This window comes from Psychrobacillus psychrotolerans, from assembly GCF_900115805.1.
GTDB classification, from domain to species: Bacteria; Bacillota; Bacilli; order Bacillales_A; family Planococcaceae; genus Psychrobacillus; species Psychrobacillus psychrotolerans.
In genome coordinates, this window is record NZ_FOXU01000001.1 from 731805 (window position 1) to 757436 (window position 25632).

The following is a 25632-nucleotide window of genomic DNA, read 5'->3' on the forward strand; positions in this document are numbered from 1 at the left end:
TTTAAGAGGCTTTTAGCAATTATAACGCAGTCTTTTTCATAAAATTTCGAATTGTCGTCAACGCTCGATTTGCCAATTGTTCTACTTTCACCTTTTTATCTCTAACTTTCGGCTGTAATTCAGGGAATAAACCAAAGTTGATATTCATAGGTTGGAAGTTTCTCGGGTTCGCTTCAGTAATATATCTCGCCATACTTCCAAGCGCTGTTTCAGGTGGAAATACGACTAATTCTTCCCCTTTTGCAAGCTTAGCTGCATTTATCCCGGCCAGTAACCCGCTACCAGCTGACTCCACATAACCTTCTACACCCGTCATTTGACCAGCAAAGAAAATTCGGTTATTTGCTTTTAACTGATAAGTTGGTTCTAGAACATATGGCGAATTAATGAACGTATTACGATGCATAACTCCATAACGGACTATCTCTACGTTTTCAAGACCAGGTATTAACTTCAGTACTTCTTTTTGTGGTCCCCATTTCAAGTGTGTTTGGAAACCAACAATATTGTAAAGTGTTCCTGCACCGTCATCTTGACGAAGCTGAACTACTGCATAAGGACGTTGACCAGTTTTAGGATCTTCTAAACCTACAGGCTTCATCGGACCAAATAATAATGTCTTTCTCCCACGTGCTGCCATCACTTCTACTGGCATACAGCCTTCAAAGAAAATTTCTTTTTCAAACTCCTTTAAAGGCACAACTTCCGCAGCTATTAGTGCATCATAAAAACGATTAAATTCGTCCTCCGTCATTGGACAATTGAGATATGCAGCTTCGCCTTTATCATATCTCGATTTTAGATACACTTTATCCATATCTATACTATCCTTTTCAACGATAGGAGCAGCTGCATCATAGAAATATAAGTAGTCTTGGCCAGTCATGTCTTTCACTTTTTCAGCAAGAGCTGGAGAAGTTAATGGACCGGTTGCTATTACCGTTATACCTTCTGGAATTTCTGTTACTTCCTCATTGACAATTTCGATTAGCGGATGATTGCGTATAGCATCTGTAACTCTACCCGAGAAATCATGTCTGTCTACAGCAAGAGCACCTCCTGCAGGTACACTACTGTTATCTGCAGATTGTATAATAATAGAGTCCAACATACGCATTTCTTCTTTAATAACGCCTACAGCATTAGTTAAGTTGTTAGCTCTAAGCGAATTGGAGCATACCAATTCAGCAAATTTGTCCGTATGATGCGCAGGAGTTTGTTTAACAGGGCGCATTTCGTAAAGACGTACTTTTATACCTCTTTTTGCAATTTGCCACGCTGCCTCACTTCCTGCTAATCCTGCACCAATAACGTTTACTATTTCAGTCATGTCGTATCCTTCTTTCTAACTTTGCGGATCTTCTTTATAATCACACGCAACACATTGTATTTGTATACCTTTTTTCAATTTCTTTTCCACTAACATTTCGTTACATTTCGGACATGGTCGACTTATCGGCTTGTCCCAAGAAACAAATTCACAAGTTGGATATTGGTTACAGCCATAAAACAAACGTTTTGTTTTACTTTTTCTTTCCACAATCTGGCCTTCCCCACATGCTTTACATGGGACCCCTATCTCTTTGATGATTGCTTTTGTATTACGACATTCTGGGAAGTTACTGCAAGCCATAAATTTACCATAACGCCCTAATTTATATACCATTGGTGAACCACAGTTTTCACAATCTTCTCCTGTTGGTTCATCTTTTATAACAATTTTCTCCATCTCAGCGTCAGCATACACGACACGCTTCTCAAAATCTTGATAGAAGCCATCAATAACTTCGACCCATTTTACTTGTCCCTCTTCTACACTATCTAAATCTCTTTCCATCTGGGCCGTGAACTCAATATCCAAAATTTCCGGGAAGAATTCAAATACTAGCTGATGGACGATTGTTCCAAGTTCAGTAGGAACAAAACGCTTCGTCTCTAATGCAACGTAACCGCGTTTTTGAATCGTATCTAATGTTGGAGCATAAGTAGACGGTCTACCTATCCCTAATTCTTCTAATGTTTTTACAAGTCTTGCCTCTGAGTATCTTGGAGGAGGTTGAGTAAAATGTTGTTTCGGATCAATAGCCAATGCATTAACTTTATCTCCGATTTCTAAAACTGGTAATAGCTTGTCTTTATCGTCGGTTTGATCATCTGAACCTTCCACATACACTTTCATAAATCCTGGGAATTTAACTTGGGAGCCATTTGCTCTAAAGTAAACTTCCCCATTTTTAAGGTCAACAGCCACTGTATCTAGTATAGCAGATTCCATTTGGCTAGCTATAAAACGTTCCCATATTAGTTTGTATAACTTTAGTTGGTCACGCGATAGAATCGCTTTTAGTTCACTTGGCGTTCTAAGTACACTTGTTGGTCGAACAGCTTCGTGGGCATCTTGTGCTTTTTTCGATTGCTTTTCTACTTTTTTTGTAGAAATATATTCAGATCCAAATTCGTTTTTTATATAATCTTGAGCTTCTGCTTTTGCACTATCCGAGATTCTTGTAGAATCAGTACGCATATAAGTAATCAAGCCGACCGTTCCTTGTTTTTTCCCTAGGTCGATTCCCTCATACAGTTGCTGTGCTAACATCATTGTTTTTCTAGCTCGGAAGTTTAATTTTCTTGCGGCTTCTTGTTGAAGGGATGATGTAGTAAAAGAAAGGGCTGGATTACGTTTCCGTTCTTTTTTAACGACATTAGCAACTTCAAACTTTTTGCCCTTCATCGACTTCAGTACTTCTTTTACTTCTTCTTCATTTGAAAGTTTTCTCTTTTCTTTCTCACTTCCATAATAAAGTGCATCGAAGGCTTTCTTATTCTTGTCAAATTGTCCTTCAATCGTCCAGTACTCTTCCGGCGTGAAACTATTAATTTCATTTTCCCGGTCAATGATTAAACGAAGAGCTACAGATTGAACTCGGCCAGCTGAAAGGCCTTTTTTTACTTTTTTCCATAGGATAGGACTTATATTGTAACCTACAAGTCGATCCAAAATTCTTCTTGCTTGCTGTGAGTCTACTAAATCCATATTTATTGGTCTAGGATGTTTAAACGATTCGAGGATTGCTTCTTTTGTAATTTCATTGAATACTACTCGACAATCTGATTCAATATCAACGTTTAATGAGTTAGCTAAGTGCCATGCAATTGCTTCCCCTTCTCTGTCGGGGTCAGCCGCGAGATAAATTTTCTTCGCTTTTTTGGCTGCTGTTTTTAATTCTTGTAGTACAGGGCCTTTACCCCTAATTGTAATATACTTTGGTTCGTAATTATTTTCTGTATTTACACCCATTTGACTTCTAGGGAGATCACGAACGTGACCAATCGATGCTTTGACTTTATATTTTTTCCCAAGATATTTTTCTATTGTTTTTGCCTTTGCTGGTGATTCTACAATTACTAAATAATCCGACATAAATTTCCCTCCTTATAGAAGGTAACTCGCTTTAATCTACAAAACAAATACCTGTTGCAAAATGTATAACAGTTTTCTTATAAAAGCAAGACTTTTCATTTTTTTGTTTTTTTATTTATTTAACTCTTCTAGAATTTGATGTCCATTCCACACAGGTTTCGCACCTTCCAATATAAGCAAATGCGGTCCTATAGATAGCGGAGAAAGGATAGATCCCGGGATAGCAAAAATCTCCTTACCATTTTCTAAAGCATGTTCCATAGTAGAAACTGTACCACTCTTTTCTGTTGCTTCTGTGATAACTACGCCTTGGGAGAGTCCACTTATTATTCGATTTCTCATAGGGAAATTCCACTTTTGTGGAGTTATATACGGAGGATACTCTGTTAATAACAACTGACTTTTCTCCATATCGGTAGCTAACTTAAGATTTTGTTTAGGATAAACGTGAAAGAAACCTGTTCCTAGTACTGCAATCGTTTTTCCACCTAAACTCATAGTTATTTGATGGGCTAATGTGTCTGCCCCCTTTGCAAGACCACTAATAATCACATACTTTTCTTGTATTAAAGGAGGAAGTATTGCCTTAATACTTTCGGCCGAATAATCTGTTGCTTTTCTCGAACCAATAATTGCTAGTTTCTTAGAGTTCGTAAGTAGTTCTGTCTTACCTTTTAAATATATTACTGCAGGAGGGTCATACAAATCTAATAGACTTTTAGGATAGTTGGGATCAGAAAATAGAATGGGGATAATCGAGTGTTTTTTATACATTTGCAGCATTGGAATTTCGACAAATTCTAGGAATATTTTTTGGAGTTTAATAGCACGTTCGAGGGATATTTTACATAATTTCGCCAATTTTTGCGGGGGAATTTTTTCAAATTTTTCTAGTTCTGGATCATATTCTAATAGAGGAAATAGCTTATTTAATGGTACTGGAAACACATAATGTAAAGCTAAAAAGCGGTTAATAAACGGACTCTTACCCATTGGTTTCCTCCTTTTTTTGACAAGCGGGAGCGCCTGATTTATAAGTTATTGCAGGTTTAAAACTTTGTGTTGTACCGGATAATACGACACTTTTAAGGTATCCTACATACGCTAAAAGCCCTGAAATATATAAGTTTGATACTATTTCGGGAACTCTGAAGTTGCTCAAGGGAATCCTCACTGGAGTCAGCCTTTAGATCACCGAATAATCAGTTATATTAATTTTAAAAAATACGGCAGCACCATCCGATGCGCCGTACCTCTTTATTAATGTGTTTTACAAGAATCGTATATACCCGCTTCTTTAATCGCTTCGATTAAAGTTGCACCAATAACAGATGGAGTTGCTGCAACTTTCATACCAGCTGCTTCCATTGCTTTGATTTTTCCTTCTGCAGTACCTTGTCCACCAGAAATAATAGCTCCAGCATGACCCATACGTTTGCCTTCAGGTGCAGTTTGTCCACCGATGAATCCAATAACAGGTTTTGTCATATTTTCTTTGATCCATGCAGCTGCTTCTTCCTCTGCAGTTCCACCAATTTCCCCAATCATTACTGCTGCATATGTGTCAGGGTCATCGTTGAATTCTTTTAGAACATCGATGAAGTTTGTTCCGTTGACCGGATCTCCACCAATACCTACAGATGTAGATTGGCCAATACCTGCATCAGTTAACTGTAGAACAGCCTCATAAGTCAGTGTTCCTGAACGAGATACTACTCCTACATGACCTTTAGTGTTGATGTATCCTGGCATAATACCAATTTTACATTCATCTGCAGTAATAACACCTGGACAGTTTGGTCCAACTAGACGAGTTTTCTTACCTTCCATGTAACGTCTAACGTTAACCATGTCTAGCACTGGGATATGTTCAGTAATACAAATAGTCATATCTAAATCAGCATCAACAGCCTCTAAAATCGCATCTGCAGCAAATGGTGCTGGAACATAAATTACTGAAACATTAGCGCCAGTAGCTTTAACAGCATCTTCAACTGTATTGAAAACTGGTACTCCTTCTACTTCTGTTCCACCTTTACCAGGTGTAACCCCAGCAACGATTTTAGTTCCATATTCTAACATTTGCTTTGTATGGAAAAGAGCAGTTGAGCCCGTAATTCCTTGTACAATTACTTTAGTATCTTTATTAATATATATGCTCACTTTTTGTCCCTGCCTTTCTTATCCTACAAGATTAACGATTTTTTGAGCGCCGTCTGCCATTGAATCTGCAGCAACGATATTTAAGCCCGATTCATTCAATAGTTTTTTACCTAATTCTACGTTAGTTCCTTCTAAACGAACGACAAGTGGAACTACTAATCCTAATTCTTTCGCTGCAATAATAACACCTTCAGCGATAATATCACACTTCATAATTCCACCGAAGATATTAACAAAAATACCTTTTACATTTTTATCAGAAAGGATGATTTTGAATGCTTCTGTAACTTTTTCAGCAGTCGCGCCGCCCCCAACGTCAAGGAAGTTTGCGGGTGATCCGCCATAATAGCTAATCGTATCCATTGTTGCCATAGCTAGTCCAGCACCATTAACCATACAACCGATATTTCCATCTAAAGAGATATAGCTTAGGTCATATTTTGAAGCTTCAATTTCTTTTGGATCCTCTTCATCATAGTCGCGCATCTCTAAAATGTCTTGATGACGATATAGAGCATTTCCATCGAAGTTGAATTTAGCATCTAGCGCTAAAACATCGCCATCAGCAGTTACTACTAATGGGTTAATCTCAACGATTGAAGCATCTTTTTCTTTATAAACTTGATATAAACCAAGCATAAATTTAGCTGCTTTGTTCACAAGTTTAGCAGGAATGTTCATATTAAATGCCATACGGCGTGCTTGGAAGCCTGTTAATCCTACAACTGGATCAATTTCTTCATAGAAAAGTTTTTCAGGAGAATTTGCAGCCACTTCTTCAATGTCCATACCGCCCTCTTCAGAGCCCATTAATGTTACACGTGAAGTTGAACGGTCTAAAACTAGACCCACATAATATTCTTTCTTGATGTCGCTTCCTTCTTCGATAAGTAAGCGTTTAATTTCTTTACCTTCAGGACCAGTTTGGTGAGTAACAAGTACTTTACCTAGTAATTCCTTCGCGTATTCACGTACCTCATCTAAATTTTTAGCGATTTTAACTCCACCAGCTTTACCACGACCACCTGCGTGAATTTGAGCTTTAACAACGATAACGCTTGTTCCTAATTCTTTTGCCGCTTTAACTGCCTCTTCAGGTGAGAAAGCTACAATCCCGTTAGAAACTGCTACACCATATTGTCTAAGGAGTTGTTTTCCTTGATATTCATGGATATTCATCTTACATCCTCCAATCAAACTTATGTCAAGTAATTTACTACCCTTCTAATTGTATTAAAAGTGTCACATTTTGTCCACAAAAGTATAGCATTTACGTAATACGACGAATATTCAGACTATGTGTCGTTAGATCTTATAGCATTTCCTTTTTCTTTATCTATTTTGTAAATATAAGCAAAGACCTCTGCTACCGCCTGATATAACTCCTCTGGAATCGATTGGTTTATATCCAATTGTCCGAGAAGTTCTACTAAACTTGCATCCTCTTGGACGGGAACATTAAATTCTTCGGCTCTCGCTAAAATATTTTCTGCTATTTTACCCTTTCCTTTTGCTACTATCTTCGGTGCATCATTAAGATCGGGATTATACGATATTGCTACAGCTTCTTTTCGAGTATACCTTTCATCTTTCATATACGAATGTCTACTCCTTGTGCATCAAGCGCCTTTGATTTTGCCATAAAAGCCGATGTGATTTTTTGTTCCTCAAAGCTTTTTACGAATACTCCCGAGAGTTGATATCCTACCGATGATAACCCTTGCTTTAATATTTCTTTAAATTTATCTACAACTGGAACTAAATCCTTGTCATTGTTATATAAAGTAATCGAAACGACTCTATTTTGCACTTGCATATCTACAACAGTTTCTTTTAAAGTATCTAGCTGCAAATAAAACATAATCCTAGCAAAATCGGAGTCGATTTTACCGTCTTCTTTCATCCGACCATTCCACTCAAGTGTAGCATCCATTTTTTTACCTAGAAACTCTAAAGGAACTTGCATCAGCAACTGATGTTGCGGCCCATTTTCATTGGATAATATTTGTAATCCATTCATGCGTGCAAGCACTGTTTCTGCACTATCTCTCAATGCAGTAGAAATGGTCTGGTTTTGCATTAACTCCACAATTTGTGGCTTTAATTGAGAAGCTAGTTGTCTTATTTCCTCGCTATTATTTCCTAGTTTTGCTTCATAACCGAATCCTAGAGATCGTAAGACATCTTTTATAGCGTGCTCAAATGCTTTTCCATCTAATTGCTGCATAACTTGTTGCTCTGCTTGAATGACCGTTTGAGTAAGTATATTACTGTTGGCAGGGTTTCTACTTATATTCGTTACATTTTGTAAATTTTGAGTTATAGCTTCTTCCGTAATGCCTTTCCCTAATAACGACACCAAGTGGTCCTTGGGAGTTAACCCGTTTAAATCTTTTGTAAAAATTGCTTGCTGACTTTGCTCGGCAAATACTTTTGTCAATGCATTATTCACTAGCTGAAGTTGATTAGGTTGACTATTATTTTTCAGTAAAGCTATCACTTCATTCTTTTGGGTGGTCGTTAATGAAGATTGTTGACTAACCCAACTACGAACTTGTTCTAACACTTGCCCCTTTTCTATAGGAGAAGCTTGTTCAAGTTTTAATAACAATTCTCCAGCTGAATTTGCAATTGCCGGCTGACCAGTAATCGGGGTTGGATTCGAAATGCTCGCAGTAGCTGGCAGCACATTGGATTCCTTTAACGTTTGTAGAATCGGTAAGCGTGATGATAGAGGGGATTGTTGGTTTTGAAGATTTTCTATCTGCTTACCTAGTATCGCTCCAGCAACTGGGCCATTAAATGGCTCTGCTAACTTTTGTATGTTTTGTAGGATATTATTTTTTAAACCTGGCATAACTGTTTGATCCTGCTTTAATTGGGTTTGTAAATTTTGAAGAATATTAAGCATTCCATCCGTAGATTTCCCGCTCATTACTGTCTGGAGCATAGTAAAAGTTAAAGGCAGTTTCATATCGACTATTTTTTGGATAGCCTCGAGGGCAACTTTTAACGTTACATCTTTTGGCATTTGTTTTAATAATTGTTCTACTTGTACTAATGTATCTTTAGAAACCGGTAATTGTTGTTTTATAAAAAACTGCACAGCTGCTTGCATTTCAGTTGTTTTTGGTAAGTTCATTGCTTGTAATAATTGTTGACCTTGTTGTGCTAACGTATTTCCTTGTGTGAGAGGCCCTGTGACTACCTTTAGTTGTAATTCAGGTGCTGATTTCTCTACTTGAAAAAAATGAGAATCCCCAGCTTTTAGTGGAGTCTCTAATTTTGCTATTACTTTTTGATTGCCAATTTGTACTTCGGCAGTTTGGTTTGGATACAATTTTTTAATCGTTCCATGAACTACTTGCCCTTCCTTCATAGGTGCTTGTAAAGAAGAAGTTATCCCGGAAGCTGCAGATGATTGAGTAATTGAAAAAGATGTGGAAGTCACGTAATCACCTCATTCTTAATATTGATTTAATCGGCTCAAATGATTTTCGATGGTGCTGGGTAGGACCATATTTCTCTATCATTTCGACATGTAACTTTGTACCATAGCCTGCATGTTTGTTAAATAAATACATCGGAAATTGCTCATGTAACTGATCCATGTATTCGTCTCGAGCGGTTTTAGCTAAAATAGATGCTGCTGCAATTGCCAAGCTTTTTGCATCCCCTTTTATAATAGAATGCGTTTCGATGTCAATAGGCAATTTCATCGCATCTACTAATACGACATTCGGTTTTTCTTCTAAGTTTAATACAGCTTCTGTCATGGATTGTTTCGTTGCTTCATAAATATTCAACTGATCGATTTTTTCAACTGTTTGAAAGTGTATGCTGTACGCAATTGCATTTTGTTTAATCGCTATAGCTAGCTCATTTCGTTTAGTTCTAGAAACTTGTTTTGAGTCATCTAGGCCTATTAATTCTTTTGTATCATTTCGAAGGATTACAGCAGCTGTGACGACCGGACCTGCCAAAGGACCTCTTCCAGCTTCATCCACTCCCGCTACTAAACTCTTATCCTCCGAACAATAACTTCTATCGAAGGCTACTTTTTCTTCATGTGCCTGACGTTCTACTAGTAATTGTTGTTGTTTTCTTTTCCAACTTGTCCACAGTTTGCGTGCACCAATTCGTTCATCCTGCTCTAACTCCGTTATCCATGTTTCTAAACCTGTAGATTGCTCTAATTTTTCTTTTATCTCTTTTATACTTAACATCTCATTCACATCAGCTTTCTATCTCTTATTCTATGTATCGGCAATAATGTATAAAATTCAACAAATCCACTTCCATCTAACACTCTTTAGAAACGAGAAAACCCTTTTTACCATTTGGCAAAAAGGGTATCAGTAACATTAATATTCTTCCACAAAATCAAACGTTAACCTACCTAGATTTAGATTGCGCACATCTCGAACAACTAGTTCTGATACTTGATCGTAATCTATTTCGGTACCATTTCTATAACATCTTCTTAACTTGCCAATATGATCAAAAGTTTCTACTAAATCTTTGCTTACTTGTGTAATCTGATACCGTTCTTCCATCCGCTTTGGATAGTGGTCCTGCAAGAAGTTTAGACCATATACCGCTAAATCTTCCATATTAATAACTGCATCTTTAATAGCACCAGTAAGCGCAAGTTTATAACCAACTTGCTGATCTTCAAACTTTGGCCACAAGATACCCGGTGTATCTAACAATTCAATTTCTCTTTCTACTTTGATCCATTGTTGTCTTTTCGTAACACCAGGCGTATTACCTGTTCTTGCTATATTTTTCTTGGCAAAACGGTTAATCAGCGTGGACTTCCCTACATTCGGAATTCCAACAATCATTGCGCGAATTGCACGAGGTTTTATTCCTCTATCTCTCATACGGTCCCATTTAGGCTTTAAAAGCTCTTTTGCGGCCTTGAATACAGTTTGTAGTCCTTTTCCCTCTAGAGAGTTAATCGCCACTGCTGGATGTCCTTTTTCCTCGAAATAAGCAATCCATTTTTTAGTCTGCATTTCATCTGCCATATCCATTTTATTTAAAATAAGTAATCGCGTTTTTTGATGGATCACTTCATCTATCATTGGATTTCGAGATGATAGTGGTAATCGTGCGTCTATTAATTCAAACACGATATCCACTAATTTTAAGTTTTCTGTTACTTCTCTTCGTGCTTTGGCCATATGACCTGGAAACCATTGAATTGTCATCGTGCACCTCCTGTTACTTTATAAAACCAATTTCATTCAGAGGCCAAAAAACAATATTCGTATTACCAATAACTTCATCAATAGCGACTAGTCCAATATGTCGACTGTCTTTACTATATCTTCGATTGTCACCCATAACAAAAATATATCCTTCTGGGATTATCTCATTTTGAGTAATCTCTTCTAAAGTGAAATCATCTGTAAGTGTACCTTCTGTTATTTCACTTTTATATTGATCTAAATAAGGTTCAACTACTTCTTCTCCATTAACGTATAATTGATCATCTTTATACTCAACATGATCACCAGGTAGGCCTATTACACGTTTAATATAATTTTTTTGCTCTGGGGCATGGAATACTACTATGTCAAAACGATCTGGCTCACCAACCATATAGCCGATCTTGTTAACAACCATACGATCCCCATTTTCTAATGTGGGCATCATTGATTCTCCGTCTACTACGATAGGTGTGAATAAAAAGAAGCGAATTATCGCAGCTAGTCCAAAAGCAATTAATAAAGCTTTTGACCATTCCCATAATTCATTCTTTTGCTTTTTTGCTTGTTCCATTAACTTGCCCCCTTTGGTTATTCTCTTTATTGTACAAGGAAAACTCTTTTCAAGCAAAAACAAATATCCAATTTTCGTGGAGTTTGTGTGATTTGTTTATTATGAACAAAAAGTAAATACCCTTTTAATGACTCTATTATATGCTCTACGGAAATCAGTAGTATTATTCACCCTTAAATGTTCTTTAAATCGGGTGTTCATGCTACATTGTATAGTTTCTTATCTTCAAATAAAAAATGTTGTAGCAAAAGTGGAACCACCTTTGCTACAACATCTACTTTTGCTATTAACGACGTTCTTTAATACGAGCTGCTTTACCACGTAGGTCACGTAAGTAGTACAATTTAGCACGACGAACTTTACCACGACGAGTAACTTCTAAGTTTGCAATTTTTGGTGTGTGTACAGGGAATGTACGTTCAACACCAACACCGGATGAAATTTTACGAACTGTGAAAGTTTCGCTAATTCCGCCACCACGACGTTTAATTACAACTCCTTCGTACATTTGGATACGTTCGCGAGTTCCCTCTACAACCTTAACGTGAACACGAACTGTGTCCCCAGGACGGAATGTAGGAAGGTCTGAACGTAATTGTTCTTTAGTGATTTCTGAAATAATGTTTTGCATCATTTTCTCTCCTTCTGTAGAATGCTCTTACACACAGTTGCTGTTGCAGCGGAACACCCAAAATCAGTACTTTCCATAAAAGTACATAATAAAATATAACACACCTAATTACCGGACGCAATAATTATTATAAAATTACTATCCTTTTATTTCTTTTAATAAACATTCCTGTTCCGAGGTCAATTCTATTTGATCCAATAAATCAGGTCTGCGTGTGAACGTTCTATTTAAAGATTGTTGTTTGCGCCATTTATCAATTGCCGCATGGTTTCCAGACATTAAAACATCTGGAACTTTATAACCTCGATATTCAACCGGACGAGTATAATGGGGATGCTCTAACAAACCAGTCGAAAAAGAATCTTTTTCATGCGATTCTGCATTTCCTAATACATTAGGCAGTAACCTTACCACGCTATCTACCACAGTCATGGCTGCTAACTCACCGCCTGTTAATACAAAGTCCCCTATAGAAATTTCATCAGTAACTAGATATTCCCGAATTCGTTCATCGTAGCCTTCATAATGTCCGCAAATAAAAACAAGCTCTTGTTCCATAGCAAGCTCTTCCGCTTTTTTCTGCGTAAAACGCTCTCCCTGTGGACACAAAAGGATAATACGTCTATTTGTCCCTTGACTCGGCGGAAGCGCCTCTATGGCATTAAAAATAGGTTCTGGCTTTAATACCATACCCGCCCCACCACCATAAGGATAATCATCTACTTGATGATGTTTATTCCCTGAGTAGTCTCTAAAATTCACTACGTTTATTTCTACTTCATTCTTTTCTTGGGCCTTTTTCAAAATAGATGAGTTAAATACACCAGTAAACATTTCTGGAAAAAGAGAAAGAATGTGAATATTCATCATGACAGTAAACCATCCAATACTTCTATGGTAATTTTCTTATGTTCAATATCAATTGATTTGACTACGTCCTCAATATATGGGATATAGTGATCTTTTTTCCCTTGTTCTGGGTGTACTGTCCAAACATCATTAGCACCCGTTTGAATAATTTCCGTTATAGTTCCAATGATTTCGCCATCCGTAGACTCTACTGTACAGCCTATAATTTCATGAAAATAGAACTCATTTTCTTCTAAATCTGAAAGATATTTTTCAGATACCTTTAAAATGGCATTACGAAATACATCTACATCTTTTAACAATGAATAACCTTCAAAAGTTAATAGATCAAAGTTCTTATGTCTACGATGACTTGCTACTTTAACCATAATTGGTTTAGAACCATCCGCTTTATGTAAAGCAAGTTCACTTCCAACCTCGTAGCGTTCATCTGCAAAGTCAGTCGTGGAGATTACTCGAACCTCTCCCCAAATACCATGTGTATTTACTATCTTTCCTACATTAAACCATTCCATTAAGATTACCTCCTAGTCAAAAAAAATTTAAATATGCCGTTGATTTCCACTCCGGTCGGACGCTTTCCGTGGGCACGGCTCGAGCCTATAGTCTCTCCCTCGTGCTGTCCCACTGGAGTCGCCGACCTGCGCTACATTCAACCATAACCACTTAATATAAGAAAAGTTGCATACAATGTCGTATTTTCTCTCAAATAATATAAATTGATTTCTGCATTCTTCATCTATTATTGGATAACATTTTTTAATTTAAAATAATTACAATTGATTTTAACTGATCGCTAAAAATTTGACCAATCTTTTTATGTTAGTGATAAACTATGCCCAATCTTTTGTGTAGTACTGCACAAATTGATTGTAGTGCAAGGTGGCGACTCCAGCGGGAAAGCGTTAGGCGAAGACCCCGCAGCGAAGACATTGGCCAAACTTTGTTTGGGTAATGCCTTTGCGACGAGTAACCGCAGGAGCATATGTTTTCAAAGCGAAGAGGCTGAGGAAACGCCCGCGGAAAGCGTCCAACTGTAACGAAAATCATGGGATTATTCATTCTAACAAGTTCCTTAAACAATTGTTAACAGGACATTTTTATATACGGAGCTACGCTTATACTGAGTATAATGTTTTCTACCTATCAAAAAAGGAAGAACAAATTGTTCTTCCTTTTTAATCTAATATGTCGACATATGTTTTTTTCTTTTGGTGACTGCCTGCTGCTGAGTAAACAATTGTACGAATTGCTTTCGCGACACGCCCTTGTTTGCCAATTACTTTTCCCATATCTTCAGGATGAACAGAAAGTTTATAAACTATACGGTTTATATTTTCTTCTTTTTCAACCTTCACATTTTCTGGATAATCAACTATCGGTTTAACGATTGCTTCGATCAGCTGCTTCACATTGTCCCCTCCGATTATTTGCCGAGTTTTGCGTTATGGAATTTCTCCATAATTCCTTGTTCTGAGAACAAGTTACGTACTGTATCAGATGGTTTTGCACCGTCTTGAAGCCATTTTAACGCTAATTCTTCGTTAATTTTAACTTCAGCTGGTTTAGTAAGTGGGTTGTAAGTACCTACTGTTTCAATTTGACGACCATCACGTGGTGAGCGAGAGTCTGCTACTACAATACGATAGAAAGGAGACTTTTTAGCTCCGATACGTTTTAAACGAATTTTTACTGCCATTTTCATTGCACCTCCGAATAGTTTCACACAAGATAGTATATTATCAAGCTTTTATTTGTTTGTAAAGTGTTTTTTCTTAACACCCTATATTTTTTATTTAAATAATGAGTCTAGACCAGGCATTTTCATCTTTTTCTTGCCTTTTTGTTGCATATTGGTCATTTGTTTCATCATTTTTTTCATGTCTTCAAATTGTTTCAGTAATCTGTTTATATCTTGAATAGATGTACCAGACCCTTTAGCAATTCTCTTTTTTCTTGGTCCATTAAGTATCTCGGGAGTTGTTTTTTCCTGCGTAGTCATCGAATAAATGATGGCTTCTACACGATCCATCTGTTTTTCATCTACCTTCGCATTTTCCAACCCTTTGATTTTACCTGCACCTGGTAACATTTTTAGAATTTCATCTAAAGGTCCCATTTGTTTCACTTGACCAATTTGCTCTAAGAAATCATCGAATGTGAAACTTTGCGTACGGAATTTCTCTTCTAATTCCTTCGCACGTTCTTCATCGACATTTGCCTGAGCTTTTTCGATAAGTGACATCATATCGCCCATACCTAAAATTCTAGAAGCCATTCGTTCCGGATGGAAAGGCTCTAATGCATCCATTTTTTCACCCATCCCGACAAATTTAATCGGTTTTTGAGTAACGGAGCGAATAGATAACGCAGCACCACCACGTGTATCTCCATCTAATTTCGTTAAAACGACACCGGTAATACCTATAGCTTCGTTAAAATTATTTGCTACGTTGACTGCATCCTGACCAGTCATCGCATCTACAACTAAAAATACCTCATCAGGTTCTTTAATTGCGCGTATATCTTTTAACTCTTGCATAAGTGTCTCATCAATATGAAGACGTCCAGCAGTATCTATAATAACTACATCGTGATGTTCTTCCTTGGCTTGTTCTATAGCCTGCTTAACAATTTCAACAGGGGAAATATCAGTCCCCAATGCAAACACAGGTAAAGAAAGCTGTTTCCCGATAGTTTGCAGCTGTTGAACGGCCGCTGGTCTATAAATATCCGCAGCAACCAATAAAGGTTTTTTGTTGTACTTTTTACGCAGGACATTGGCTAATTTACCAGTAGTAGTTGTTTTCCCTGCCCCTTGCAAACCGACCATCATAATAACCGTAGGTGGTCTCGTAGAGAAAGAAATTTGACTTTGCTCTCCACCCATCAGTTCGGTCAATTCATCTTTAACGATTTTAACAACCTGTTGACCAGGCGTTAAACTTTTCATCACGTCTTGACCAACGGCACGGTCCGATACATTTTTAACGAATTCTTTTACTACTTTTAAGTTAACGTCTGCCTCAAGAAGTGCATAACGAACTTCTCTCATCATTTCTTTTACATCAGCTTCAGAGATTTTACCTTTACCTTTAATCTTCTGAAGTGTACCTTGGAGTCGCTCTGCTAATCCTTCAAACGCCATGCACGTTCGCCTCCTAATCCCATTCTTTTAATTGATTAATGAGTTGAATCAGTTCTTTTTCAGATGATTGATCTTCTACAAGAGAAAGCAGTTGTTCCACCGTTTCTTGTCTACGTTGAAATTTGGAAAACAGACTTAGTTTTTCCTCATACTCTTCTAACATAGCTTCAGTTCGACGTATATTGTCATATACAGCCTGCCTTGAAATAGTATATTCTTCTGCTATTTCCCCAAGAGACAAATCATCTAAATAATAAAGTTGCATATAGCTTCTTTGTTTATCTGTTAATAAAGCCTGGTAAAAATCGAAGAGAAAATTCATGCGAGTTGTTTTTTCAATCATTTCCATCTCTCCTTACCATATCAATTACAGCATGGGGTTATTACTTCCCCCATTCGCTAATCACTTATCATACTCTAGTTTAGTAAGAGAAAAGACATCTGTCAAGTAAAATTACTTGTCTGACTCTATTTCTTCTGCTTCTTCCAAGTCTAATCCATCAGCGAAAAGACCATATACATACTTTTCTGCGTCAAATGGTTGTAAATCATCCATCTGTTCTCCTAGACCAACAAACTTTACGGGAATATGCAGTTTATTGCGTATCGCGAGTACGATACCACCTTTTGCCGTACCATCTAGCTTAGTTAAGACAATACCCGTTACATTTGTTACTTCTTTAAACGTTTGTGCTTGAACAAGTGCATTTTGTCCTGTAGTAGCATCAAGCGCAAGTAGCACTTCATGAGGAGCATTTGGTATTTCACGAGAAATTACACGATGAATTTTTTCCAACTCATTCATTAAGTTCACTTTGTTTTGTAACCTACCTGCAGTATCACAGATTAGCACATCTACACCGCGAGACTTAGCAGCTCTTACAGCGTCATACATAACTGCTGCAGGATCGGAGCCTTCTGACTGCTTAATAACTTCGACCCCTACTCTATCTCCCCAAACTTGCAGCTGTTCGATAGCCCCAGCACGGAACGTATCCCCCGCTGCTAGCATAACGTTTTTCCCTTCCCCTTTTAAACGATGGGCAAGTTTTCCTATCGTCGTTGTTTTACCAACGCCGTTCACTCCGACAAACAAAATAACAGATAAATCACTTTCTTCAAGTTGAAGCTCCGTTACGTCGTCCTCACCAGCATTATAAATTTCTACTAACTTCTCAGAAATAACCGATTGAATACCAGAAGTATTTTTAATATTTTTGCGTTGTACTTCAAAGCGTAATGAATCCATCAATTCTGTAACTGTTTCGAAACCTACATCCGCTTGCAGTAATATTTCCTCTAGTTCTTCAAAAAAGTCTTCGTCCACTTTACGATATTTGGCTACTAGATCATTCACCTTTGATGTAAACTGGTTTCTTGTTTTGGAAAGACCTTCTTTAAACTTATTTGTAATAGAAACTGTTTCTTCTGCTTCTGGAGTAGAACCTAACATTTTTTCTTTGAATTTTTTAAAAAAGCTCATATATAAACTCCTTTTAAGTTACTAATTCCTCTTCTAATTTAACAGAAACTAATTTAGAAATACCAGATTCCTGCATGGTAATACCATATAGGACGTCCGCGCCTTCCATTGTACCCTTACGATGTGTAATCACGATAAACTGTGTATCGTTGCTGAATTTCTTTAAATAATCGCTATAACGTGTGACATTAGCCTCGTCAAGTGCTGCTTCCACTTCATCCAAAATACAAAATGGAACTGGACGTGTTCGTAAAATCGAGAATAGTAACGCAATGGCTGTAAGTGCTCGTTCTCCACCAGATAATAAAGAAAGGTTTTGTAGTTTTTTCCCTGGAGGTTGAGCCAGAATCTCTATCCCCGTATCAAGTAACGACGTTGGGTCTGTTAATAACAAATCTGCCTGACCACCACCAAATAGTTCTCGGAACACTACTTTAAAATGACGTTGAATTTCATTGAAGGTTGTTTCAAAACGAATGGTCATCTCTTCATCCATTTCTTTAATAACCTCATGTAATGTCTCTTGAGCAGATAACAAATCTTCTCTTTGTTCAGTTAGGAATGAATGACGTTCGTTTACTTGTTCAAACTCCTGAATGGAACTAAGATTTATCGGACCCAATTCTTCAATAGAGCGCTTTAATAATTTGACCTTTTTACGGGCCAAATCCTCGTCCATGTCAAATGGATAATCCTGCTCTGCATCTTCTAATGTCATTTCATAGGTTTCTTCTAAATGATTTTGTAACGACTTCATTTCTACTTCAATTTTACTTTGTTTTATGTCTAACGTTCGTTCATCCATAAGATGTATATTAGCTTGTTGTTGCAATTGTTTTAATGACAGTTCTGCTTGCAATATTAATTGCGCAAGTTCTGACCGCTTAGTTTTACCTGATTGTATTTGAACGATTAAATACTCTTTTTTCTTTTTATGTTGTTCGATTAGATCTATTAATTCTTCCGGAGATGTCTCCCCTTGGTCATCATTTTCATACCAAGCGATTTCCTTTTGTAAGGTTGTCACTTTTTGTACACTCACCGTACTAGACTGTTCCAAAAGAACTTTTTCTTTCTCAAGTTGAGATAGTTGTTCATTGACAACAGCGATAAGAGAAAGTAATTCGCCTAACTCATTTTGGAATTTATCTTTCTCTTGCAAAGATTGTTGCTTCAATGACTGTAGTTCATCAATTGTTTTCTGAATAGAAATCAATGACTCGTTAATTTCTTTACTTCTGGCAGCAGTTTGGGCTTTTTTCTGAACTAAGCCTTCATGGAGATGATTCTTCTCTGTTTTTTCCTCGTCATATTCCAATAACTGACTTGTCAATCTAGAAATTATAGCAGCACATTCTCTAGATTCTGAAAGAAGTTTATGCTCTAATTCTCTTAGTTGCTCACCAGAAATTCGAGTGTCTTCTAAATCTATTTTCAAGTCTTGTACTTCTTGTTTTCTTCTAGAAACAGAAACTTCTGCTTCTAAAACAGATTTTTCTAGTTCAACTAGTTTGACATTAAGTTGTTCAAGCTCTGCTTTACGAGTAAATAAAGAAGACTGCTGTTTAACAGACCCCCCTGTTAAAGATCCTCCGGCATTTACTACATCTCCATCTAATGTAACGAAACGGAATTTATATTGCAGTCGAGCAGCCATTTCATTGGCCCCTTTTAAATCTTTGGCAATTATAATATTACCAAGAAGATTTTCTACAATAATTTGATAGCCTTCAGAATAATTAACAAGTTTATCCGCTGTATTTACAAAAGATGGATGGTCTTGAATAGAATTGAGTGTGAACTCGTTTATTTTACGAGATTTCATAACCTGTAGTGGTAGGAATGTTGCTCGGCCTACCCTTTTCTTCTTTAACCAATCTATTGCAATTCTAGCATCCTGGCTACTATCCGTAATTATATGCTGAGATTGCGGACCAATAGCAGTATCAATTGCCGTCATATATGATTCTGGTATTTGAATTAGTTCAGCAACTGCTCCGTGAATACCTTTTAGTTCCTTCTTATCTCGAGCAATAAGAACTTCTTTAACTCCTTGGAAAAACCCGGAAAACTCAGATTCTAACTCTTCCAATGAATCTCTTCTTGCTTGCATTTGGTGTTTCATCTGATAGGCTTTTTGAAGCATTGTTTGTTGCTCTTCAAAGGAACCTTCTAGACGTTCTGAAACTTCTCTTTTTGTTTTATAATCCGTAAGTCTTGCTTGTAGATCCTTTTGACATTTTGACAATAACGGGTCTAACTCGTTTTTGCGGATTGTTAGCTTTTCTAATTCGTTTTTGATTTCTTGGTAGTCTGCAACCATTTTTTCTGAAGTAACGAGTTCAAAGTGAAGTTGTTGCTCCATATGTTTCATCTCGTTCTTCATAGTTGCTTCTTCATTTAGCAAATCGATATATGTACTTTTCAAATCTTCAATTTCTTCTTCCATTTCAGAAGCAGATTTACTCAACACATGATCGATTTGAACCTTTTTAGCACGAAGTACTTTAAGTTGAGCTTGTTTATTAGATTTTTCTTTGTTATTCGTTTTCATTTGCTCTTCTAGCGTTTGAACTTTATATCGTTCTTCTGCTAGCGCCTTTTTAAGCTGCGATATTTGTTGACTAGCATTTTGTTGTTTCTCCGCCAAAAGCAGCTTTCTGCCTTCCAAGCGTTCTAATTCAGAACTGGATTCTACTAGTTCACTTTGCTCTGTATCCAACTTTTCATCAATAGCGGTCATTACTTTTCTGTCTTGCTGAATATTTTTTTCCAGCTCGTCAATTTGTAAAAGTAGAGACTGTTTGATGTGCTGAAGTTCGCTTAACTTTGTTTTTAATTCCATATTTTCTTGAACAAAATCCCTTAAATCATGAGCGATAACTGCAATTTCAATATCCTTAAGTTCTGCAGACATCATTAAATAATCGGACGCCAGAGAGGATTGAATCTGCAAAGGCTCCATTCGACTATCCAATTCATGCAAAATATCGAGAACACGATTTAAGTTATCGTCTGTTTCAATTAGCTTAAATTCAGCTTTCTTTTTTCGTTGCTTGTACTTTAAAACACCTGCAGTTTCTTCAAAAATAGTACGGCGATCTTCAGGTCGACTATTTAGTATTTCGTCGACCCGACCTTGAGAAATAATAGAAAACGCTTCTTTTCCAAGCCCTGAATCCATAAATAAGTCCGTAATATCCTTCAATCTGCATGTTTGTTTATTTAACAAGTATTCACTGTCACCAGAACGGAACACTCTTCTAGTCACACTAATTTCCGAAAAATCAAGAGCTACCCGTTGGTCTGCATTATCTAATATCAAGTTCACTTCTGCAAAGTTCAATGCTTTTCTAGAATCACTTCCGGCAAAAATGACATCCTCCATTTTTGCACCTCGAAGAGACTTAGCAGACTGCTCTCCTAAAACCCATCTTATTGCATCTGTAACATTACTTTTTCCACTACCATTTGGCCCTACTACTGCAGTAACTCCTGGAACAAAATCAATTCCAATACGGTCTGCAAAAGATTTAAATCCAATAATTTCTAATCTTTTAAGGAACAATGACTATTCCCCCTGTTCTGAATCCCTTAATGCGAGTATAGCAAGTCTTGCAGCTTGTTGTTCTGCCTCTTTTTTAGAACGACCATCGCCGATACCCAGTTCTTTAGTGTTTAAAATAACCCGAGAAACAAAAGTACGATTATGAGCCGGTCCTTTTTCCTCTACTATTTCATAGCTTAACGTACCAATATTTTGTTGTTGAATAATTTCTTGTAATTGACTTTTATAATCCATCACATGCGAAAAAGCACCGAGTTCGATTTTGGGGAAAACAATTTTTTCTAAAAACTCTATAACTGTTTCTAATCCCTGATCTAAATATAATGCACCGATATATGCTTCAAAAACGTCTGCTAAAAGTGCAGGTCTTTCACGACCGCCCGTTAGCTCTTCCCCTTTTCCTAACAATACATATTTGCCGAAGTTCAACTCATTTGCAAACAATACAAGAGATGGCTCACAAACGATGGCCGCTCGGAGTTTAGTTAACTCTCCTTCACTCATGCCAGTATATTTTTGAAATAAATATTGAGAAACGGACAATTCTAATACTGCGTCTCCAAGGAACTCTAGACGTTCGTTATCGGCAAAAAATTTACGACGATGCTCATTCACATAAGATGAATGGGTAAAGGCTTGATACAATAATGTTGGATTTTCAAATCTTATTTGGAAATGCTCCTGAAACTGCTCAAATTGTTCTTTTACAGTTTCTGAAAAAATTACTCTGCGAATATTATTTTTTTTGCGATTTACTTTCATGAATTATCTGCCTTTCCACTTATCATATGTTCATCTAAGTTTACCCGTTTCTAGCCTAATGTGCAAAAAGAAATAGAGACGTTCTCTTATTCACATGGAATAAGTAGAACGCCTCTGCTACTATTAAATTTTATGTAGTAGACTTCCTACTGCATAATATTTAACCTTGTTTGCTTTCAATATATTTAACTGCACTACCTACAGTAGAAATTTGTTCAGCATCTTCATCTGAAATTTCCATATCGAATTCATCTTCTAATTCCATTACTAATTCTACCACATCTAGAGAGTCTGCACCTAAATCTTCACGAAAAGATGCTTCTAATTTTACTTCGTTCTCATCTACTCCTAGACGATCGATGATTACTTTAGTTACGCGTTCTAAAACAGTTGACACATTAGTCACCTCCCCTCAATGATTATACAAAAAACTGCTTTGTAATGAAAGTGCTACTACAATTTATACATAAAACTCCTATATAGACTGGAGCCTTACATATACATGCCGCCATTTACATGAATTGTTTGACCAGTTATATAATTTGCGTCTTCCGAGGCTAAAAATGCAACCGCCTTAGCGATGTCTACCGGATTTCCAAATTTAGCTAGTGGAATCTGGCTTAACATTTGAGACTTAATATCCTCCGGTAAAGCATCTGTCATATCTGTTGTTATAAATCCAGGTGCAACCGAGTTCACTGTTATATTACGACTGGCCAATTCTTTAGCAGATGACTTAGTTAGACCGATAACCCCAGCTTTAGCAGCGACATAATTGGCCTGCCCTGCATTCCCAGAAACTCCAACAATCGACGTAATATTAATAATTCTCCCTGCTCGTTGTTTCATCATTTGTCTTGTCACTGCTTTTGTACAAAGAAAGACACCTTTTAAATTCGTATTAAGCACATCATCCCACTCTTGTTCCTTCATACGCATAAGTAGATTATCACGAGTGATACCAGCATTGTTTACTAAAATATCAATCGAACCAAATTTCTCTAAAGTGGAGCTTATTAGATTTTGAACATCATCTGCTTTGTCTACATTCGCTTGAATAGCAAAAGCCTCTCCACCTGAAGCTTTAATTTCTTCTACCACAGCTTCTGCTCTCTCTTTACTCCCACTATAGTTAACAGCAACCTTAGCTCCCTCATTCGCAAGGTATAAAGCAATATCTTTTCCTATCCCGCGAGAAGCACCAGTTACAATTGCAGATTTCCCATCTAATTTACCCATGTTGCTCAACTCCTAGCTCAGTAATAACTTGCTGTAATGTCTCTTCATCATGCACACAATAAGTAGTTACAGATCGATCGATCTTTTTCACTAAACCACTTAAGACTTTACCAGGACCACATTCTACAAAAATAGTCGTTCCTTGCTCTATCATCTGTTGAATCGATTCTTCCCAACGAACAGGTGAATACAATTGTTCAACTAGTAAATTTTTAATATGGCTAGCTTCTGTAACTGGTTCAGCAGTTACATTTGAAATGACAGGTATAGAAGCTTGCTTTAGTTCAATTGCTGAAATTGCAGCATCTAATTGCTGCGCTGCAGGTCTCATTAGTTCGGAGTGGAATGGTCCACTAACTACTAGAGGAATCGCTCTTTTAGCACCAGCTTCTTTTGCTTTACTTGATGCTTCTAATACTCCTGCAGCAGTTCCCGAAATAACAATCTGACCTGGACAATTTAAATTAGCTATTTGCACAACCTCACCGTTTGAAGTGACATCATGAGTAACAGCTGCTAATTCATCTTTGCCTAATCCGAGAATCGCAGTCATCGCACCTTTTCCGGCAGGTACCGCTTCATTCATATATAAACCTCGTTGATGAACTAATAAAACTGCATCTGCAAAGCTTAGAACATCTGACGCAACTAGGGCAGAATATTCACCTAAACTATGACCAGCGGTAAAATTAGGCATGATTCCAGCTTGTTTTAGTTTGTGTGCAATCATGGAACTTGTAGTGAGTAATGCCGGCTGTGCATTATAGGTTTTGGTAAGTTCCTCTGCAGGTCCATTCAACATAAGCTCACTCAAAGAAAATCCTAACACTTCATTTGCTTGTTCATAAAAATGATGACAATCTGTATTATTCTCTACTAATTGTTGACCCATGCCCACTGTTTGTGAACCTTGGCCAGGGAAGATAAAAGCAATTTTAGTCATTGGGTGATTCCTTTCGTAATGTAGTTGAAATTATGTCCGCAACATTATGCTCCACCATTGTACGAGCCTGTCTGATGGCATGATAGATAGCTCGACCGTTCGAGGAACCATGCGCTTTAATAACTGGAGCTTTCAGACCGAATAATCCTGCTCCTCCATATTCGGAGTAATCTAATGTGTTTTTTAACACTTTAAGTTCATTTTTTGCCAGTAAATAAGATATTTTTGTTTTAGCAGATGTGTTAAAAGCTTCCTTCAATAAAGTAAATATGCCCGAAGCTGTACCTTCAATCGTTTTAAGTACCATGTTTCCAGTAAAACCATCCGTCACAACCACGTCCGCTACTCCAGTAAGTAAATCTCTAGATTCAACATTACCCACGAAATTAATAGGTGCGTCTTTTAAAAGCTTAAAGGCAGCTTTAGTTAACTCGTTTCCTTTAATATCTTCTGTCCCAATATTCAGCAGCCCCACTCGAGGATTCGAAATACCGCGAACTTTCTCAGCATATATACTACCCATAACCGCAAACTGCTCTAAATGCTCAGGTTTTGCATCGGCATTGGCACCTAAATCCAACATAACAAACCCTTTTCCATCAAGCGTAGGTAATGTCGGTGCTAAAGCAGGACGATCTACTTGATCGATACGACCAACTATAAATAATCCAGCCGCCATTAAAGCGCCAGTATTCCCCGCTGACACGCAAGCATCAGAATCTCCACTTTTCACAGATTCAGCCATTTTAACCAAGGAGGAGTTTTTCTTTCTTCTAATTGCACGAACAGGCTCATCCGTCCCTTCAATTACTTCATCTGTATGTATAACTGTTAAACGTTGATGTTTTGTTATTAACGAGGCAAGCTTTTCCTCATCACCATATAACTGAATTTCTATATCTTGGAACGCTTCTAACGCCTCGTAAACGCCTTTTACTATTTCATGAGGAGCATTGTCCCCACCCATTGCATCTATTGAAATTTTCATTATTAATCACCTTTTTTATGACATCGTTACTCGGTACATGCTAAATTGACCAACGAAAACCGTCTCATTTTCTACCTTGCTAGTAACCTCTATTAACGTACTATTCTTTTCGACATCACTGGATGTCACGACTGCTTTAGCAATTACACGATCTCCTACTTTTACAGGTTTGACAAATGTAAGATTAGACTTTCGAGTAAGCGCTAAATCATCATTTATAACCGCAACGGCTAATGAATTGGCCTGAGCAAATAAATGGTGTCCTCTTGCTATACCATTTCTAGCAAAAACATGATCATGTGTAATATCTAATATGGAAATCGCTTGTTTATCCAAATCTATATCAATAATCTCTCCAATTACTTCGTCAATTGGAAGAGACTTGACGTCTTCTCCAAAATTATGAGCAGCAACTGACTTAATACGTTCTCGCAATTCCGGAATAGATAATTCCATTCTATCCAGTCTGATAGTTTGAACACTTACATGAAAAGTAGAAGCTAAATTTTCATCCGTCACAAACGGGTTTTTATCTAATGTTTCTAAAAGTAATTTCTGCCTATCCTTTTTGGAGTATTTCATATCCTCACCACCATTTTAGCACTTGGTACTAATATCAGTATATA

The 25632-nt window shown here is 37.2% G+C and carries 25 protein-coding genes; all 25 read right to left on the reverse strand.

What is annotated here, in order from left to right:
• Positions 1-19: 19 nt before the first annotated feature.
• The 25 genes from trmFO to fapR all read right to left on the reverse strand — a co-directional run bounded on the left by trmFO (position 20) and on the right by fapR (position 25588).
• Positions 20-1330, reverse strand: a complete 1311-nt coding sequence (gene trmFO, locus BM260_RS03890) for an FADH(2)-oxidizing methylenetetrahydrofolate--tRNA-(uracil(54)-C(5))-methyltransferase TrmFO (RefSeq protein ID WP_093535172.1) — start codon at positions 1328-1330, stop codon at positions 20-22.
• A gap of 15 nt (positions 1331-1345) precedes the next feature.
• Positions 1346-3421: a type I DNA topoisomerase gene (gene topA, locus BM260_RS03895; protein WP_093535174.1), complete on the reverse strand. Its 2076-nt coding sequence runs from the start codon at positions 3419-3421 to the stop codon at positions 1346-1348.
• A 111-nt stretch (positions 3422-3532) separates the two neighbouring features.
• Positions 3533-4414: a DNA-processing protein DprA gene (gene dprA / locus BM260_RS03900; protein WP_093535176.1), complete on the reverse strand. Its 882-nt coding sequence runs from the start codon at positions 4412-4414 to the stop codon at positions 3533-3535.
• Positions 4415-4681: 267 nt separating this feature from the next.
• The gene (gene sucD / locus BM260_RS03905) at positions 4682-5584 is read right to left on the reverse strand and encodes a succinate--CoA ligase subunit alpha (protein ID WP_093535178.1); all 903 of its coding nucleotides are present in this window, start codon (positions 5582-5584) and stop codon (positions 4682-4684) included.
• A gap of 18 nt (positions 5585-5602) precedes the next feature.
• Positions 5603-6763: an ADP-forming succinate--CoA ligase subunit beta gene (gene sucC, locus BM260_RS03910; protein ID WP_093535180.1), complete on the reverse strand. Its 1161-nt coding sequence runs from the start codon at positions 6761-6763 to the stop codon at positions 5603-5605.
• Positions 6764-6879: 116 nt separating this feature from the next.
• Complete coding sequence (locus BM260_RS03915; protein WP_093535182.1) at positions 6880-7179, reverse strand: EscU/YscU/HrcU family type III secretion system export apparatus switch protein; 300 nt, start codon at positions 7177-7179, stop codon at positions 6880-6882.
• Positions 7176-9035: a hypothetical protein gene (locus BM260_RS03920; RefSeq protein ID WP_093535184.1), complete on the reverse strand. Its 1860-nt coding sequence runs from the start codon at positions 9033-9035 to the stop codon at positions 7176-7178. Before BM260_RS03920 ends, BM260_RS03915 begins: the two co-directional genes overlap by 4 nt.
• A 4-nt stretch (positions 9036-9039) precedes the next feature.
• Positions 9040-9810: a ribonuclease HII gene (locus tag BM260_RS03925; protein ID WP_093535731.1), complete on the reverse strand. Its 771-nt coding sequence runs from the start codon at positions 9808-9810 to the stop codon at positions 9040-9042.
• A 138-nt stretch (positions 9811-9948) separates the two neighbouring features.
• Positions 9949-10800, reverse strand: a complete 852-nt coding sequence (ylqF, locus tag BM260_RS03930; protein ID WP_093535186.1) for a ribosome biogenesis GTPase YlqF — start codon at positions 10798-10800, stop codon at positions 9949-9951.
• A 13-nt stretch (positions 10801-10813) separates the two neighbouring features.
• Positions 10814-11374: a signal peptidase I gene (gene lepB / locus BM260_RS03935; RefSeq protein ID WP_093535188.1), complete on the reverse strand. Its 561-nt coding sequence runs from the start codon at positions 11372-11374 to the stop codon at positions 10814-10816.
• Between the two features lie 286 nt (positions 11375-11660).
• Positions 11661-12005, reverse strand: coding sequence for a 50S ribosomal protein L19 (gene rplS / locus BM260_RS03940; RefSeq protein ID WP_093535190.1), 345 nt, complete (start codon positions 12003-12005; stop codon positions 11661-11663).
• A gap of 138 nt (positions 12006-12143) precedes the next feature.
• Positions 12144-12872 carry a tRNA (guanosine(37)-N1)-methyltransferase TrmD gene (trmD, locus tag BM260_RS03945; protein WP_093535733.1) on the reverse strand — a complete coding sequence of 243 codons (729 nt, stop codon included), beginning with the start codon at positions 12870-12872 and terminating at the stop codon, positions 12144-12146.
• Positions 12872-13390: a ribosome maturation factor RimM gene (rimM, locus tag BM260_RS03950; RefSeq protein WP_093535192.1), complete on the reverse strand. Its 519-nt coding sequence runs from the start codon at positions 13388-13390 to the stop codon at positions 12872-12874. The genes trmD and rimM overlap by 1 nt, the downstream gene beginning before the upstream one ends.
• Before the next feature lie 663 nt (positions 13391-14053).
• The gene (locus BM260_RS03955; protein WP_093535194.1) at positions 14054-14287 is read right to left on the reverse strand and encodes a KH domain-containing protein; all 234 of its coding nucleotides are present in this window, start codon (positions 14285-14287) and stop codon (positions 14054-14056) included.
• Between the two features lie 14 nt (positions 14288-14301).
• Positions 14302-14574: a 30S ribosomal protein S16 gene (gene rpsP / locus BM260_RS03960; RefSeq protein ID WP_093535196.1), complete on the reverse strand. Its 273-nt coding sequence runs from the start codon at positions 14572-14574 to the stop codon at positions 14302-14304.
• A gap of 93 nt (positions 14575-14667) precedes the next feature.
• Entirely contained in the window at positions 14668-16023 is a 1356-nt protein-coding gene (gene ffh, locus BM260_RS03965; protein WP_093535198.1) for a signal recognition particle protein, read from the reverse strand.
• Between the two features lie 13 nt (positions 16024-16036).
• Positions 16037-16366, reverse strand: coding sequence for a putative DNA-binding protein (locus tag BM260_RS03970; protein ID WP_093535200.1), 330 nt, complete (start codon positions 16364-16366; stop codon positions 16037-16039).
• Positions 16367-16477: 111 nt separating this feature from the next.
• Positions 16478-17506 carry a signal recognition particle-docking protein FtsY gene (ftsY, locus tag BM260_RS03975; protein ID WP_093535202.1) on the reverse strand — a complete coding sequence of 343 codons (1029 nt, stop codon included), beginning with the start codon at positions 17504-17506 and terminating at the stop codon, positions 16478-16480.
• A 13-nt stretch (positions 17507-17519) separates the two neighbouring features.
• Positions 17520-21074, reverse strand: coding sequence for a chromosome segregation protein SMC (smc, locus tag BM260_RS03980; protein ID WP_093535204.1), 3555 nt, complete (start codon positions 21072-21074; stop codon positions 17520-17522).
• A gap of 3 nt (positions 21075-21077) precedes the next feature.
• On the reverse strand, positions 21078-21836 hold the full coding sequence (rnc, locus tag BM260_RS03985; RefSeq protein WP_093535206.1) for a ribonuclease III: 759 nt from the start codon (positions 21834-21836) through the stop codon (positions 21078-21080).
• A 160-nt stretch (positions 21837-21996) separates the two neighbouring features.
• Positions 21997-22233, reverse strand: coding sequence for an acyl carrier protein (acpP, locus tag BM260_RS03990; RefSeq protein WP_093535208.1), 237 nt, complete (start codon positions 22231-22233; stop codon positions 21997-21999).
• Between the two features lie 95 nt (positions 22234-22328).
• Positions 22329-23075 carry a 3-oxoacyl-[acyl-carrier-protein] reductase gene (gene fabG, locus BM260_RS03995; protein ID WP_093535210.1) on the reverse strand — a complete coding sequence of 249 codons (747 nt, stop codon included), beginning with the start codon at positions 23073-23075 and terminating at the stop codon, positions 22329-22331.
• Complete coding sequence (gene fabD, locus BM260_RS04000) at positions 23068-24018, reverse strand: ACP S-malonyltransferase (RefSeq protein WP_093535212.1); 951 nt, start codon at positions 24016-24018, stop codon at positions 23068-23070. The genes fabG and fabD overlap by 8 nt, the downstream gene beginning before the upstream one ends.
• Positions 24011-25006: a phosphate acyltransferase PlsX gene (gene plsX, locus BM260_RS04005; protein WP_093535214.1), complete on the reverse strand. Its 996-nt coding sequence runs from the start codon at positions 25004-25006 to the stop codon at positions 24011-24013. Before plsX ends, fabD begins: the two co-directional genes overlap by 8 nt.
• A gap of 15 nt (positions 25007-25021) precedes the next feature.
• On the reverse strand, positions 25022-25588 hold the full coding sequence (gene fapR, locus BM260_RS04010; protein WP_093535216.1) for a transcription factor FapR: 567 nt from the start codon (positions 25586-25588) through the stop codon (positions 25022-25024).
• Positions 25589-25632 lie beyond the last annotated feature (44 nt).

Bases quoted from the DNA above. Each gene is read 5' to 3' on its own strand.
- trmFO (WP_093535172.1), bottom strand. From the start codon at position 1,330: ATGACTGAAATAGTAAACGTTATTGGTGCAGGATTAGCAGGAAGTGAG.
- topA (WP_093535174.1), bottom strand. From the start codon at position 3,421: ATGTCGGATTATTTAGTAATTGTAGAATCACCAGCAAAGGCAAAAACA.
- dprA (WP_093535176.1), bottom strand. From the start codon at position 4,414: ATGGGTAAGAGTCCGTTTATTAACCGCTTTTTAGCTTTACATTATGTG.
- sucC (WP_093535180.1), bottom strand. From the start codon at position 6,763: ATGAATATCCATGAATATCAAGGAAAACAACTCCTTAGACAATATGGT.
- BM260_RS03915 (WP_093535182.1), bottom strand. From the start codon at position 7,179: ATGAAAGATGAAAGGTATACTCGAAAAGAAGCTGTAGCAATATCGTAT.
- BM260_RS03925 (WP_093535731.1), bottom strand. From the start codon at position 9,810: ATGTTAAGTATAAAAGAGATAAAAGAAAAATTAGAGCAATCTACAGGT.
- ylqF (WP_093535186.1), bottom strand. From the start codon at position 10,800: ATGACAATTCAATGGTTTCCAGGTCATATGGCCAAAGCACGAAGAGAA.
- lepB (WP_093535188.1), bottom strand. From the start codon at position 11,374: ATGGAACAAGCAAAAAAGCAAAAGAATGAATTATGGGAATGGTCAAAA.
- rplS (WP_093535190.1), bottom strand. From the start codon at position 12,005: ATGCAAAACATTATTTCAGAAATCACTAAAGAACAATTACGTTCAGAC.
- trmD (WP_093535733.1), bottom strand. From the start codon at position 12,872: ATGAATATTCACATTCTTTCTCTTTTTCCAGAAATGTTTACTGGTGTA.
- rimM (WP_093535192.1), bottom strand. From the start codon at position 13,390: ATGGAATGGTTTAATGTAGGAAAGATAGTAAATACACATGGTATTTGG.
- rpsP (WP_093535196.1), bottom strand. From the start codon at position 14,574: ATGGCAGTAAAAATTCGTTTAAAACGTATCGGAGCTAAAAAGTCTCCT.
- ffh (WP_093535198.1), bottom strand. From the start codon at position 16,023: ATGGCGTTTGAAGGATTAGCAGAGCGACTCCAAGGTACACTTCAGAAG.
- BM260_RS03970 (WP_093535200.1), bottom strand. From the start codon at position 16,366: ATGATTGAAAAAACAACTCGCATGAATTTTCTCTTCGATTTTTACCAG.
- ftsY (WP_093535202.1), bottom strand. From the start codon at position 17,506: ATGAGCTTTTTTAAAAAATTCAAAGAAAAAATGTTAGGTTCTACTCCA.
- rnc (WP_093535206.1), bottom strand. From the start codon at position 21,836: ATGAAAGTAAATCGCAAAAAAAATAATATTCGCAGAGTAATTTTTTCA.
- fabG (WP_093535210.1), bottom strand. From the start codon at position 23,075: ATGGGTAAATTAGATGGGAAATCTGCAATTGTAACTGGTGCTTCTCGC.
- fabD (WP_093535212.1), bottom strand. From the start codon at position 24,018: ATGACTAAAATTGCTTTTATCTTCCCTGGCCAAGGTTCACAAACAGTG.
- plsX (WP_093535214.1), bottom strand. From the start codon at position 25,006: ATGAAAATTTCAATAGATGCAATGGGTGGGGACAATGCTCCTCATGAA.
- fapR (WP_093535216.1), bottom strand. From the start codon at position 25,588: ATGAAATACTCCAAAAAGGATAGGCAGAAATTACTTTTAGAAACATTA.